This is a genomic window from Acinetobacter sp. SM1B (genome assembly GCF_003289665.1).
Lineage (GTDB): Bacteria > Pseudomonadota > Gammaproteobacteria > Pseudomonadales > Moraxellaceae > Acinetobacter > Acinetobacter schindleri.
Window position 1 is genome coordinate 1,191,271 of the sequence record NZ_QMBM01000001.1, and the last position, 13,126, is coordinate 1,204,396.

Sequence of the window (13,126 nt, forward strand, 5' to 3'; positions counted from 1 at the left end):
CGCAGCTTCTACACCCGAGTTACCACCACCAATCACCGCAACACGTTTGCCTTTGAACAGTGGACCATCACAGTGTGGACAGTAGGCAACACCACGGGTTTTGTATTCCTGCTCACCCGGAACATTCATCTCTCTCCAGCGTGCACCAGTCGACAGAATCACGGTTTTAGATTCAAGCTTGGCACCATTTTCTAAAGTCACTTCAACCAGACCGTTGGCAGTTTCATCTGCACCCTTGATGTCAGATACACGTTGCAGGTTCATGATGTCGACACCGTATTCACGTACGTGTGCTTCCATCTCGGCAGCAAATTTTGGACCTTGGGTTTTTTGCACTGATGTGTAGTTTTCGATGTCCATGGTATCCATCACCTGACCGCCCATGCGTTCCGCCACGATCCCAGTTTTGATGCCTTTACGTGCTGCGTAGATTGCAGAGGTGTTCCCCGCAGGGCCACCACCAATCACCAACACATCAAATGCATCTTTGGCATTCAGTTTTTCCGCGTCTTTGGCTGCGGCATTGGTATCCAGTTTGGCAATGATTTCTTCCAGTGTCATACGACCCTGACCGATATGTTCATTGTCCTGAAATACCATAGGTACAGCCATGATTTTACGTTCTTCCACTTCTTCCTGGAAGAAAGCACCATCGATCATGGTTGCTGTTGTACCCGGGTTATAGATAGCAATCAGGTTGAGTGCCTGAACCACATCCGGACAGTTATGACAGCTTAAAGAGACAAACACATCAAAGTCAGACTTGATCCCTAAACCTTTGATCGACTCAAGAACTTCATCCGATACTTTCGGTGCATAACCCGAAGTTTGCAGCAATGCCAGAATCAGCGATGTGAACTCATGACCCATTGGCAGGCCTGCGAAGAACACACGAGGCTGTTCACCGGCTTTAGCCACACCAAAACTTGGTGCACGTTTGTTGGTACCATCAAAACGGGCAGTCACTAAATCAGACAGTGCAGCGATTTCTTCTACAAGTTCTTTGATTTTTGCAGATTTATCCGAAGCATCTAAAGTGGCTACCAGTTCGATTGGTCCTTCAAGGCGCTCTAAAAGGGTTTTTAATTGGGCTGCTGTATTTTGATCTAACATTGCTAACGTCTCCAAAGGAGTAATAATTTATTCGATGAAAGAATATTAAGTGAAATAGATGAATAGGTAAAACAGGTAGTTTTTATTTATTCAATCGGAAATTTAGATGAAATGGGAATTTCATCATTGATATCAAGCTTATATTGGACTAATAATGGAATTTTCAAGTGATCTAGCAGTATTGTGATAATTTTCAGTTAAGATGAATCTGCTTCAATCGAGTGAGTAAAATAATGGAACTTCAACGCGGAATTTATCAGCATTACAAAGGTCAATTATACCAGGTCCTGCATGTCGCCATGCATAGTGAGACTGAAGAAAAGCTGGTGGTTTATCAATGTCTATACGGTGACTATTCAATCTGGGTGCGTCCACTCAGCATGTTTACTGAGGTGATAACTTTAGATGACGATCGTGAATTAGAGCGCTTTAAACTGATCACAGCACTATAAAACCTAATCATTTGAATAAGAGAGTAGAGCGTGGAACACATAAGTCATTTTCAAAACTATGTTCGTGAATTATATGCTCGCTTTAGTGCGCATGATGCTGGTCTGAGTGATCGGTTACAGCGCTATCGTAATATCGAACCTGCATCAGCGCAGTTTCTCTCTATACTTATTCGTGCACAACAGTCTAAATGTGTGCTTGAGCTCGGAACATCTACAGGTTATTCCACTTTATGGTTGGCCGAAGCTTTATCAAGCACGCAAGGTCACATGGTGACTCTGGAAATTGATGCAGAGCGCTCGAAAGAAGCCCAGCTACATGCTCAACATTTAAAGCTGGACAGTCATATTGATTTTCAGGTAACAGATGCATTGGATTATTTACAATCCTGTCAGCAGCAGTTCGATTTTATTCTGCTGGATGCTGAGCGTGATGCTTATGTTGAATATTGGAGCTACCTGCCGCAATTGTTGCAACAGCAGGGTGGGTTACTTGTAGTGGATAATGTGCTTTCTCATGCAGAACAGGTGGCAGTATTCAAAGCATTGGTCGATCTGGATAAGCGTTTTGTATCTTCTACAGTCGATATCGGTGCAGGCTTACTCCTGATTACTTTTCAATAATAGTTTCGAGTAAATAGTCCGTTTTAATCACTGTAAATCCGGGTAAAATTAAGATCATATTCCAGGTATTTTTTCACAAAGGCCGCCTTGTCATGACGCCTGAGTAAATTGTCATAAATATATTCGGGCACTGGATGATAGAGCTCGGTTAAACCATTGTCATAGAAAATTTTAAGATGGCGGCTTGAAGGATTATATTTCCAGGAAATTACTGTTAAAAGTAGAGCCATACTACACCTCCAATAGACAGGAAGATTTAGATTTAATTCTTATTGGTCTATCTCTTGAACTTAATTCAAGGGCACTGAGTTCTATATAGTTGCTTTGTAAATTTATTCTCTTTCTCACCCTTTCCAAGATGATCAATTCAATCAATAGCTCAGGGTAAAATCTTCATCAAGAAACGATACATTTCAATTAAGCAAAAAATATGCAAACTCTTGATACCTGTTGCAAGAAAATGCTACAAAAAATTTAAAGTAGTTAAAAAAAACTGCTTTAAGATGAGGGGAAAACAATAACGAAGCAGAGTTATTTCTACATGCAATTATTTAAGTGCTCCCACTGCCATCAACCTGTTTATTTTGATAATAATTACTGTACTGCATGTCAACATCTGCTGGGGTTTGATAGCTCAACCATGTTGATGGTGGCTTTAGAATCCAATGCAGATGGATCAATACTGACAGAACCAGATACACAGGCCAAATACCGTTATTGTGCTAATGCCGAGTATGCGGTGTGTAACTGGGTAATTCCGCAAGAAGATCCGCATGACTTCTGTCTGGCTTGTCGCCTGAATCGTGTGATTCCCAATTTAAATGAACCCCAGTATCGACTGCGTTGGCATAAAATTGAACTCGCAAAACATCGCCTGGTTTATTCTTTATTGCGCTGGAAGTTGCCGTTGCAGTCTCGGCAGGAAAATCCTGAATCTGGTTTAGCTTTTGATTTTAAGGCCAATCCAAATAGTCCGGATGAACCTAAAGTCATGACTGGACATGATAATGGAGTGATTACCCTTAATATTGCAGAAGCAGATGATGTCGAACGTGCCATGGAACGCAAGAATATGGAGGAGCTTTATCGCACCTTGCTTGGGCATTTTCGGCATGAAATTGGACATTATTACTGGGATGTACTGGTAGATAACACCGAATTTCTGGAGCCTTGCCGGCAACTGTTTGGGGACGAGCGCATGGACTATCAGGAAGCTTTAGATCGGCATTATCATCAAGGACCGCCCGCAGACTGGATGGAGCGTTATATTAGTACATATGCCACCATGCATCCTTGGGAGGACTGGGCCGAAACCTGGGCACACTATCTGCACATCGTCGATGTACTGGAAACTGCCGATTCCTTCGGCATGCAGATCCATCCACATGTAGTAGAAGAACGTGATGATCAGTTCATGACCTTGGTAAAGCGGATAAATCCTTATTACACCTGTAATTTTGATGAAATTTATCAGGCCTGGTTACCCGTAGCTTTTGCCATGAATGGCTTGAACCGCAGTATGGGGCAGGATGACTTTTATCCCTTCCTGATTAATCCGATCGTGCAACAGAAATTGAAATTCATCCATGATGTGATTCAGACGACAGCTGGTGCACAGCGTAAAGTTGCCTGATACTGTTCAAATAAAAAAGCCACGCAAATGCGTGGCTTTTTTCAATCAGTGCAATCTAATACAGATTAGATTTTACCAACTAGGTCGATTGAAGGAGCAAGAGTCGCTTCGCCTTCTTTCCATTTAGCTGGGCAAACTTCGCCTGGGTGAGCATGTACGTACTGAGCTGCTTTAACTTTACGAAGAAGTTCTTGAGCATCACGGCCGATACCACCAGCGTTGATTTCAACGATTTGGATTTTGCCTTCTGGATCGATAACGAAAGTACCACGGTCCGCAAGGCCGTCAGCTTCGATTAGAACTTCGAAGTTTTTAGAAAGAGTCCAAGTTGGATCGCCGATTAATGGGTACTGAATTTTACCAATTACGTCAGAAGTATCGTGCCAAGCTTTGTGAGTGAAGTGAGTGTCAGTAGAAACACCGTAGATTTCCACACCTAGTTTTTGGAATTCAGCGTAGTTGTCAGCAAGGTCACCAAGTTCAGTTGGGCAAACAAAAGTGAAGTCAGCTGGGTAGAAGAATACTACAGACCATTTGCCTTTAAGGTCAGCTTCAGTAACTTCAACAAATTGGCCATTGTGGAAAGCAGTTGCTTTAAATGGTTTAACTTCAGTATTAATCAAGCTCATCATTGTCTCCATGATTGAGGTTAGTCTTTAATTTTGAATAAGAGTATCGAACTTTGGGTCTTAGCTAAAATGGTATTTTTACATTACAAAAATCGGAAAAACCGAATTATGTAACTGACTGCCAGTTTACCCAAGTCATCTTTATGTACATTCGGCATAGCTAGAGCTGCCTGGATGACAAAACATGTTCGGTCATCAACCTGCATAAGAACATGATGTTTTACGCGACAAAATTCAAGGGTAAAGCTTAAAAAATCTTATTTTTTTCAAATAAATTGATTTAATTTGAGAATTTGAAGACTGCGAAGCTCCTGATTTTATAAATATCTTGTAGTTTGATGATATGTGAAAAGTAAATCGTATCAGTCGTAAGCAAAGGTGTCTTTTTTAAATAGCCTAAGCATTTTATGGCTTATTTTAAAATTTTGACTTGAAATGGATAGCTCTGGGTATTGAGAGAGAAGCCTGAGTATTTACTTGCTGGCAATATTTTAAAAATACGAATCAGCTCCAGATCCGAGCGCAATGTAAATCATAGCTTTTAGTCACGCTGCAACAACCAAATTACGATCTAAGTGCGCATAAGTACATTGGGAAAATGCATGAAAGTGAGTAGAATAGTATGTTTTAGAATAGTTGTAGGGCGCTGACTTGGCTGCGAAAGGTTTAAATGTCGAAAACTGGGTGATGGCACGTGACCTCCACCGTTTAAATCGTTTACGTAAGGGTAAGGATGCCAATGAAAAACAATACCAAGAATTATTCGAAAAATCGCATTTAAAAGTTCTAGAGCGTGTTGAACGTATTCCGAATATCAAACTGAATCAGGAACTTCCGGTCACCCAATATGCCGATAAACTGATTGAAGCGATTCAAGAACACCAAGTTATTATTGTTGCTGGTGAAACGGGTTCCGGTAAAACTACGCAGTTACCCCAAATTGCCATGCTGGCCGGACGCGGTCTGACCGGCCTGATTGGTCATACCCAGCCACGTCGTCTAGCTGCGCGTAGTGTATCGCAACGTATTGCAGAAGAAGTTGGGGAAAAGCTCGGCGAGTCAATTTCCTTTAAGGTTCGTTTTAATGAGCAGGGTTCGCAGGATTCTCTGGTTCGTTTGATGACGGACGGTATCTTGCTGGCTGAGCTGGCCAATGACCGCTTCCTGACAAAATATGACACCATCATTATCGATGAAGCACATGAGCGTTCATTGAACATCGACTTTATCATGGGGTATCTAAAGCAGTTACTGCCACGTCGTAAAGATCTGAAGGTTATCATTACCTCAGCTACACTGGATGTAAACCGCTTTAGTAACTACTTTAATGGTGCACCAATCTTTGAAGTCGAAGGTCGTAGCTATCCGGTTGAACTGCGTTATCGTCCAATTTCTGAAATGACGATTGGCGGTAGTGATGACGATGAATTTGATGATTTTGAAGAAAACCTGCCCCGTGCAGTCGTAGCCGCCGTAGAAGAATGTTTTCAGGATGCGCAAGAGAAAGGTCATCCTGAACATGCCGATATCCTGATTTTTGCCAGTACTGAACAGGAAATTCGTGAGCTTCAGGAGACTCTGATCAAGCATGGTCCACGACATACTGAAGTGTTACCGTTGTATGCGCGACTGGCTTTAGCTGAACAGCAAAAAATCTTTAACCCCTCTGGTGGTGGTCGACGCATTATTATCGCGACCAACGTGGCGGAAACTGCACTGACAGTGCCGAACATCCGTTATGTAATTGATAGCGGTTTTGCCCGTATCTCGCGTTATAACTATCGCTCACGTGTACAGCGCCTGCCAATTGAAGCGATTTCCCAGGCCGCAGCGAATCAGCGTAAAGGTCGTTGTGGTCGTATTGCGCCGGGTGTGTGTATTCGCCTGTATTCAGAAGAAGACTTTTTAAGTCGTCCTGAGTTTACTGAGCCGGAAATCAAGCGAACTAACCTGGCATCAGTCATCTTGCAAATGCAGAGTCTGAAACTGGGTTCACTGGAAGAATTCGACTTTATTGAGCCACCGGATCACCGTTTGGTAAATGATGGTCGTAAGCTCTTAATTGAGCTTGGAGCAATGTCCGAGAAGAAAAATGAGCTGACCAAGATTGGTTATCAAATGGCAAAAATGCCGATTGATCCACGTCTGGCACGGATGATTCTCGGTGGAGCGCATTTCGGCGTTTTGAATGAAGTACTGGTGATTGTTGCTGCGCTGGCTGTCCAAGACCCACGTGAACGTCCAGCTGACAAGCAGATGCAGGCTGATCAAAAACACGCACTGTTCCGTGAAGCAGATTCAGATTTCCTGTTTTATATCAAACTATGGGAAACCCTGCACACCAATCGTGAAAATATGAGCGAGAACAAGCGCCGTACTTTTGCGCGGAATCATTTCCTCAGTTGGCTACGCTTACGTGAATGGAAGAAAACCCATGAACAGTTGGTTGACCTCGCTAAGGGCTTAAATCTGTCTTTTAATGAAAAGAAAGCCAGCTATGAAAATCTGCACCGTGCCTTATTAACCGGTTTGTTGTCTTTCATTGCCAACAAGACTGATGAACGTAATGTGTTTATGGCGGTGCGTCAGCAGAAGGCGCGTGTATTTCCGGCTTCGACCTTGCATAAGACCAATACCCCCTGGGTGATGGCCTTTGAAATGGTGGAAACCTCACAGGTGTATTTACGGACGCTTGCCAAAATTGAGCCGGAATGGATTCTGCTCGCTGCACGTGATCTGGTGAAACACCATTACTTTGAACCGCACTGGTCTAAAAAAGCCGGCGTAGTAAATGCATATGACCAGATTTCACTGTTTGGTCTGATCATTGAACCCAAACGTCAGATCAATTATGAGAAAGTGGATCAGGAAGCTGCACATGAAATCTTCCTGCGTGATGCACTGACCACAGGCAATCTGGGAATTACACCACCATTCTTGAAGCATAATCTGCTCAAGCTTGAAGAAGTGGAACGGGTTGAAGACAAGCTGCGCCGTCGTGATCTGGTAGTGGATGAAGAAACCATTTATCAGTTCTATGCTTCCAAAGTGCCGCCAGAAGTGGCAAGTCGCCGTAGTTTCGAAGACTGGCGTGCTACGATAGAACCCCAAGATCCGCGATATCTGTTTATTGATGATGATGCATTATGGTTGAATGACCGTCCGACCACGCAGCAGTTCCCGGACTATTTGCGTAATGGTGAGTTACATCTGGCAGCCAGTTATCGTTTTGACCCAAGCCATGATGAAGATGGCGCGACCGTTCGTATTCCGCTACAAGCCTTGCCTCAGGTAGATGAAAATCTCTGGTCTTGGGGGATTCCAGGCTGGCGTCAGGACCTAATCGAAGCTTTATTAAAAGCTTTACCAAAAGATAAACGACGTAATCTGGTACCAATTCCGGATACTGCACGTAAGTTAATGGCACGTATTGATGCGACTGATTTGCAGAAGCATATCTTTAGCTTTCTGGCATTCCAGTTGCGTGGTGAACAGATTACCGAAAAAGACTTTTCACTGGAACGCGTTGAGCAGTATCTGTTGCCTTTAATTAAGGTGATTGATGAGAAAGGCCGTGTCATTGAACAGGGCCGCGATCTGGAAGAGCTGAAAGCTCGTTGCCGTACTGAAACACATAGTCCAGTCAAACAGCTGAAAGGTGAATATAAAACTTTCCCGGAAAGCTTTGTATTTGAAGCATCGCAAAAAGTGACAGGTGTGGTGGTGAAACAATACCAGGCTCTTGTACCCACTAAAGACTTTGCTGCCCTAGAGCAAAAAGATGAATCTGGTGTGGTGATTCAGACCTTTAATGATCAGGCTGAAGCGATTCGTCAACATCGTGCCGGGGTAATCCGTCTGGTACATATGCAGCTCGGTGATCTGATTCGCCAACTGAAAAAACAGATTTCTAAACCACTGGCATTGGCCTATTCACCCTTGGGTGATAAAGCTAAACTGGAACAAATGTTAGTTTATGCCACACTCCAGACGGCAATAAAAGAGCTTCCTGTCAATGCGAAAGAGTTCCAAAAGTTGTTAGAAGATGTAAAAAAATCTTTCCTGACTTATGGTCAAGCTGCTTTACGGGATATCACCGATATTTATACCCAGTGGCAGGAAATACGCCGGAAATTGTTGGTTTTAGACGGTTCTGTGTTTGGCAAGAACATTGATGACATTGAGGATCAGCTAGATTTGATGAATCTTTCTGACTTTGTTTATTCCGTACCGGCGGATGTCTGGATTGAATTTCCACGCTATCTCAAGGCACTGATTTTGCGTCTTGACCGTTTGCCAAATAATTTACAAAGGGATGATTCTGCCATTGATCAAATTGACCCTTGGATGGAAAAATTGTTCCAGTTTAAAAATGACGCTCGCCTGAAAGAACTGTATTTCATGGTTGAGGAATTGCGGATCTCTTTATTTTCACAACCGATGAAAACTAAAGCACCAGTTTCTCCGAATCGCCTACAAAAAGTATGGGATCGTCTTGGAATCAGTTAACATATAGGTAATTTCTAAAAGGAGTTTTACATGGGCATCCGCATTACAGGTACTGGTCTGTTTCATCCAACAGATTTCATTACCAATGAAGAGTTAGTTGAAAGTTTAAATGCTTATGTGGAACAGTATAACCTCGAGAATGCTGACAAAATCGCTGCGGGCGAAATTGAAGAATTGCGTGGTTCGAGTGCAGAATTTATTGAAAAAGCTTCTGGCATCAAACGCCGTTATGTCGCTGAGAAAACCGGTATTTTGGATCCAAAACGTCTTCGTCCCTTGTTGCATGAACGTTCAAATGACGAATTGTCTATTCAGGCAGAGTGGGGCATAGCTGCGGCGAAACAGGCGATGGATAATGCAGGTGTGACTGCAGAAGACATCGATGTTGTGATTCTATCATGTTCGAATATTCAGCGTGCTTATCCAGCGCTTGCAATTGAAATCCAGACCGCTCTGGGTATTCAAGGCTATGCATATGACATGAACGTGGCATGTTCTGCAGCGACTTTCGGGATTAAGCAGGCCGCTGATGCGATCAAGTCGGGCGCGCGTCGCGTATTAATGGTAAATGTTGAAATCACCTCTGGTCATACCGATTTCCGTTCACGTGACTGTCACTTCATCTTTGGTGATGTCGCTACTGCTTCAATCATTGAAGAGACTGAAACTAAAACTGGTTTCGAAATTGAAGATATTGAACTGTTCACCCAGTTCTCAAACAACATTCGCAATAACTTTGGTTACCTGAACCTAAGCGAAGTGGATGCTGATATCGATAACAACCGTTTCCGTCAGGACGGTCGTAAGGTATTTAAAGAAGTTTGTCCGCTGGTTGCGAAGATGATCACTAAGCAGCTGGAAAAGAACCAGATTGAACCGACCAATGTAAAACGTTTCTGGTTGCACCAGGCGAACGTGAACATGAATGAGCTGATTCTGAAACTGATCGTAGGTAAAGAACACGCAAAATCAGAACTGGTACCATTGATTTTGGACGAGTTTGCAAATACATCTTCAGCAGGTGTCATCATTGCATTGCACCGTACGGCAAATGAAGTAAATGACGGCGAATATGGGGTGTTATGTTCATTCGGTGCGGGCTACTCTGTAGGCTCAATCCTGGTGAAAAAGCACGTCGCTTAAGCGGGAGCAGACATCTTGCAGGTTAAGCATGATGCAGCCTGGATCAAACACTTAAGCGGATTGTCCAAACTGTATTTTACGCCGACCTTTTTCGGTGCTGAGCACATTGATGCTTCGCGACCTGCAATGTATGTCGGTAATCATTCGATCTATGGGGTATTTGATTCACCCATGATTATTGATTACCTGTACAACGAACATAAAGTGGCTGTGGTCAGTATTGCGGACCACAGCCACTTTTATATTCCGCTCTGGCGTGAAATCTTCAGGAAGTTTGGCGCGATTGATGGTGTGCAGGAATATGTGCGTGAAGTTATGCGCCAAGGTTATTCGATTCTGGTCTTTCCGGGTGGAGGACGAGAAGTGCTGAAACGCCAAGGCGAGCAGTACCAGCTGATCTGGAAACAGCGTTATGGCTTCTTAAGGCTGGCGCAAGAATTTGACTACGATATCATACCGTTTGCTGCTCTGGGCGGTGATGAAATTTTCGAAATTGGCTTTGATGCCCGTCAGGTCGTGGAAAATAAATATTTCCAGAAATTACTCAAAGTTTCTGCACTTAATAAACTCTTGCGTAAAGGGGATGTCATTCCTTCCTTACCGAAAAGTCTTTTTCCAAAACGGTTACCTTTCTATTTTCAGTTCCAGCCAGCTTTATCTGTCTCTCATATCCAAAGCCAAGAAGATATGACACTATTCCGTGATCAGATTCAGCAACAGATCTATCAGGCAATTGAAGAATTAAAAAATATCCGGGCATCCGAGCTATCACCTAAATCCTGAAAAATAAAAATGAACTGGGTTTAAATGCGGGCTATTTATCTGATTTATTTTATTTTGTGAATTATTTTTCTATATGAGCTATTTTACTGGTCTGTGTCAGATGACTTGAATATGCTTAAATGAGTTTATAGTCCATTTTAGGTGCGTGTATGGAACAGGAGAGTTTAGTACCGCAGTATCAGCAGCTCGCCAAGCAGTTGCTTCGTATTTCAGATTGCTTGCATGATATTTATCAGGATCAGTGGGACATTGTGGGGAATTTAAATGCCCAGAATATGTTCAAGCTGGATCATGAAAGATATCGGATCGTCTTGGCAAATGGCCTGTTTCATATCCAGCTGCATACGCCTCAGCATATTCAGCAGGGCACAGCGCAGTTGCTGGCAGAACTACATTTTAGTGTGCAGCATCACAAGTCAGACACTCTGGAAGAGTTCTTTTTACAGGATATCCATTTCCTGACTGGTGATTTAAAACCCCAGCATTCCCTATTCTTGCGTGATAAAGCGCAACAGTTACGTAAGCTGCTGATCGAACAGGTCTATCAATGGGTCAATGGGCCTGCACGTGTGCTGAAATTCGTGCAGCAGCTTTCCGCTGTGCAGGCAGAAATCATTGATCATCTGATGAGAAGAGCAGGTCTGTATACCACGCCAGTAATGAGTGACTGTATCTTATACGGAAAAGAACCACCTCAAAACATCTTGCAGCAAATGCAGAAGATTTTTTCCTTAGAATATTTAGCGCCCGCTGACTTTCTTTCGATTCAGGGACTTATGCACAGTCTGGATGAATTCTGTTTTAGCGCAGCACAATTTTTGCATCCGGCAATCTACCGTATTATGAGTTTGTCCTTTGAGGAACGCTTTAATCTGCATGAACTGAATGATCATGTAAACGATATTGAACTCCTGTTCAGGCACGCCTTGGAGCATAGCAATATGCTGGGTTTCGTGCGTTTGATGAACCGTGATACCTGGGGACGAGATGATCTGCTGAGCAAGAAGCATTTTCTGGAAAATAATCATCAGTTATGGCAGAAAAAAGTCGCGAAACTGCCGTTGTTTGACTGTAATCGGGCGATCAACTGGCTGTTCAAGCAGTCTGCTGAAGTGTTGGACTGGATTAGCACGAATATTCAGCACGGTAGTGTACGCGTTACAGTCACGGCGATCAGTTTTCTGAATACCCATCAGGTACATCCACAGGTGCTGCTGGCGACCTTGCAATATTTTCAATATGCTTCAACGCGGTTATTTATTCATAGTGTGCATCAGTATGCCATACAGTATAAATGGTTCACGCATCCGGATAATAAATCCGTAGTATTAAAAGGAACACGTCAGCCGATTAATGACCACCGGATCGCTATCAGTCCGTCAATTCTGTATCTAGACGAGTGGATCGGCCTGATGCGCGAAGTAGTCAAGATGGATGATTGCACCACCAAGAAGGTATATATGGGTTTAAGCCGGGTCATGCAGGCCTATATGCAGCATTTACATAAAGCAACTTCTCATCTGCCTGAAGCGGTACAGCAATATATCAGGCCAGCTACTCAACAAAATCGCGATTTTTATACCGAGTTGCAGCGTTATCGGATTCAATTGACTGAGTTTCGACAGCTGTTCTATTTGCAAAATGCCAATGTGCGCGAATCAATTTTTGACAGTTATGTACGAGACTATCTGGCAGAATATTTTGCTATACATAAAAATATTCCAAAAAGTCTGACTTGGAACGGTTTGTTTATTCAGGCCATTGCCTGGCATGACCAGATTCAGAAGCAGGAAATTATTGCCCGACTGAAAAAGGACTTTGCACTTAAGGACTGGAAAAGTCTGACGAATGAAGCACATTTCTATTATTTTGACTGGAAATTTCAAGAGCTAAAAAATATAGACCAGATTATTGAGGAAGCTCGGATTTTTCAGAACTGTCTGGCCGCCAGTTATGCACAGCGGATCATAGAAGGGGAATACGTTGCTTTTCATGTCAGTCATGCAGAATTATCTACGCCACTGCTCTTGGGTTGTCATATACACGATCAGGAAATTATTTTCGATCAGTTGGAATATCCCCATAACCAAAAAGCAGATCCGCAATATATCGATATGGCAATTCATTTCACCAGCTGGTTTAACAGACGACTGCATACGTCGTGTATAGATTCTGATTTGGACCTGAATACTTAACTTTTGCCGGAAAAGTCGTTAGGCTATAGCCGTTCTTTCACGGTATAG

Annotated in this window: 10 protein-coding genes; 7 read left to right on the forward strand and 3 right to left on the reverse strand. The window is 43.0% G+C overall.

The genetic code is table 11. The annotated features are described in order from the left end of the window. Nucleotides 1-1,113: alkyl hydroperoxide reductase subunit F (gene ahpF / locus C8322_RS05660; protein ID WP_228156493.1), on the reverse strand; the 1,113-nt coding region annotated here is incomplete at its 3' end. A 233-nt stretch (nucleotides 1,114-1,346) separates the two neighbouring features. Here ahpF and C8322_RS05665 point away from each other — a divergent pair. Together C8322_RS05665 and C8322_RS05670 are read left to right on the forward strand one after the other, a co-directional pair. Further along, nucleotides 1,347-1,565, forward strand: coding sequence for a DUF1653 domain-containing protein (locus tag C8322_RS05665; RefSeq protein WP_004815519.1), 219 nt, complete (start codon nucleotides 1,347-1,349; stop codon nucleotides 1,563-1,565). 30 nt (nucleotides 1,566-1,595) lie between these two features. After that, nucleotides 1,596-2,186, forward strand: a complete 591-nt coding sequence (locus C8322_RS05670) for an O-methyltransferase (RefSeq protein ID WP_004815521.1) — start codon at nucleotides 1,596-1,598, stop codon at nucleotides 2,184-2,186. Nucleotides 2,187-2,209: 23 nt separating this feature from the next. Here the strand turns inward: C8322_RS05670 and C8322_RS05675 are convergent, their stop codons facing one another. Next, entirely contained in the window at nucleotides 2,210-2,416 is a 207-nt protein-coding gene (locus C8322_RS05675) for a KTSC domain-containing protein (RefSeq protein ID WP_004815523.1), read from the reverse strand. A 311-nt stretch (nucleotides 2,417-2,727) separates the two neighbouring features. Here C8322_RS05675 and C8322_RS05680 point away from each other — a divergent pair, with 311 nt between their 5' ends. Beyond that, nucleotides 2,728-3,819, forward strand: a complete 1,092-nt coding sequence (locus C8322_RS05680) for a zinc-binding metallopeptidase family protein (RefSeq protein WP_004815525.1) — start codon at nucleotides 2,728-2,730, stop codon at nucleotides 3,817-3,819. Between the two features lie 65 nt (nucleotides 3,820-3,884). Here the strand turns inward: C8322_RS05680 and ahpC are convergent, their stop codons facing one another. Next, on the reverse strand, nucleotides 3,885-4,448 hold the full coding sequence (gene ahpC, locus C8322_RS05685) for an alkyl hydroperoxide reductase subunit C (protein WP_004815527.1): 564 nt from the start codon (nucleotides 4,446-4,448) through the stop codon (nucleotides 3,885-3,887). A gap of 687 nt (nucleotides 4,449-5,135) precedes the next feature. On the opposite strand from ahpC, the gene hrpA reads away from it, so the two are divergent. The 4 genes from hrpA to C8322_RS05705 all read left to right on the forward strand — a co-directional run bounded on the left by hrpA (nucleotide 5,136) and on the right by C8322_RS05705 (nucleotide 13,078). Beyond that, the gene (gene hrpA / locus C8322_RS05690) at nucleotides 5,136-8,957 is read left to right on the forward strand and encodes an ATP-dependent RNA helicase HrpA (RefSeq protein ID WP_034425037.1); all 3,822 of its coding nucleotides are present in this window, start codon (nucleotides 5,136-5,138) and stop codon (nucleotides 8,955-8,957) included. 30 nt (nucleotides 8,958-8,987) lie between these two features. Then, on the forward strand, nucleotides 8,988-10,100 hold the full coding sequence (locus C8322_RS05695) for a beta-ketoacyl-ACP synthase III (protein WP_004815532.1): 1,113 nt from the start codon (nucleotides 8,988-8,990) through the stop codon (nucleotides 10,098-10,100). Between the two features lie 15 nt (nucleotides 10,101-10,115). Beyond that, nucleotides 10,116-10,883: a lysophospholipid acyltransferase family protein gene (locus tag C8322_RS05700; protein ID WP_004815534.1), complete on the forward strand. Its 768-nt coding sequence runs from the start codon at nucleotides 10,116-10,118 to the stop codon at nucleotides 10,881-10,883. Nucleotides 10,884-11,032: 149 nt separating this feature from the next. Continuing rightward, nucleotides 11,033-13,078: a hypothetical protein gene (locus tag C8322_RS05705; RefSeq protein ID WP_004815535.1), complete on the forward strand. Its 2,046-nt coding sequence runs from the start codon at nucleotides 11,033-11,035 to the stop codon at nucleotides 13,076-13,078. The last annotated feature ends 48 nt before the right edge of the window (nucleotides 13,079-13,126 follow it).

Coding starts and splice junctions, on each gene's coding strand:
- C8322_RS05665 (WP_004815519.1), top strand. CDS start 1,347: ATGGAACTTCAACGCGGAATTTATCAGCATTACAAAGGTCAATTATAC.
- C8322_RS05675 (WP_004815523.1), bottom strand. CDS start 2,416: ATGGCTCTACTTTTAACAGTAATTTCCTGGAAATATAATCCTTCAAGC.
- C8322_RS05680 (WP_004815525.1), top strand. CDS start 2,728: ATGCAATTATTTAAGTGCTCCCACTGCCATCAACCTGTTTATTTTGAT.
- ahpC (WP_004815527.1), bottom strand. CDS start 4,448: ATGAGCTTGATTAATACTGAAGTTAAACCATTTAAAGCAACTGCTTTC.
- hrpA (WP_034425037.1), top strand. CDS start 5,136: ATGGCACGTGACCTCCACCGTTTAAATCGTTTACGTAAGGGTAAGGAT.
- C8322_RS05695 (WP_004815532.1), top strand. CDS start 8,988: ATGGGCATCCGCATTACAGGTACTGGTCTGTTTCATCCAACAGATTTC.
- C8322_RS05705 (WP_004815535.1), top strand. CDS start 11,033: ATGGAACAGGAGAGTTTAGTACCGCAGTATCAGCAGCTCGCCAAGCAG.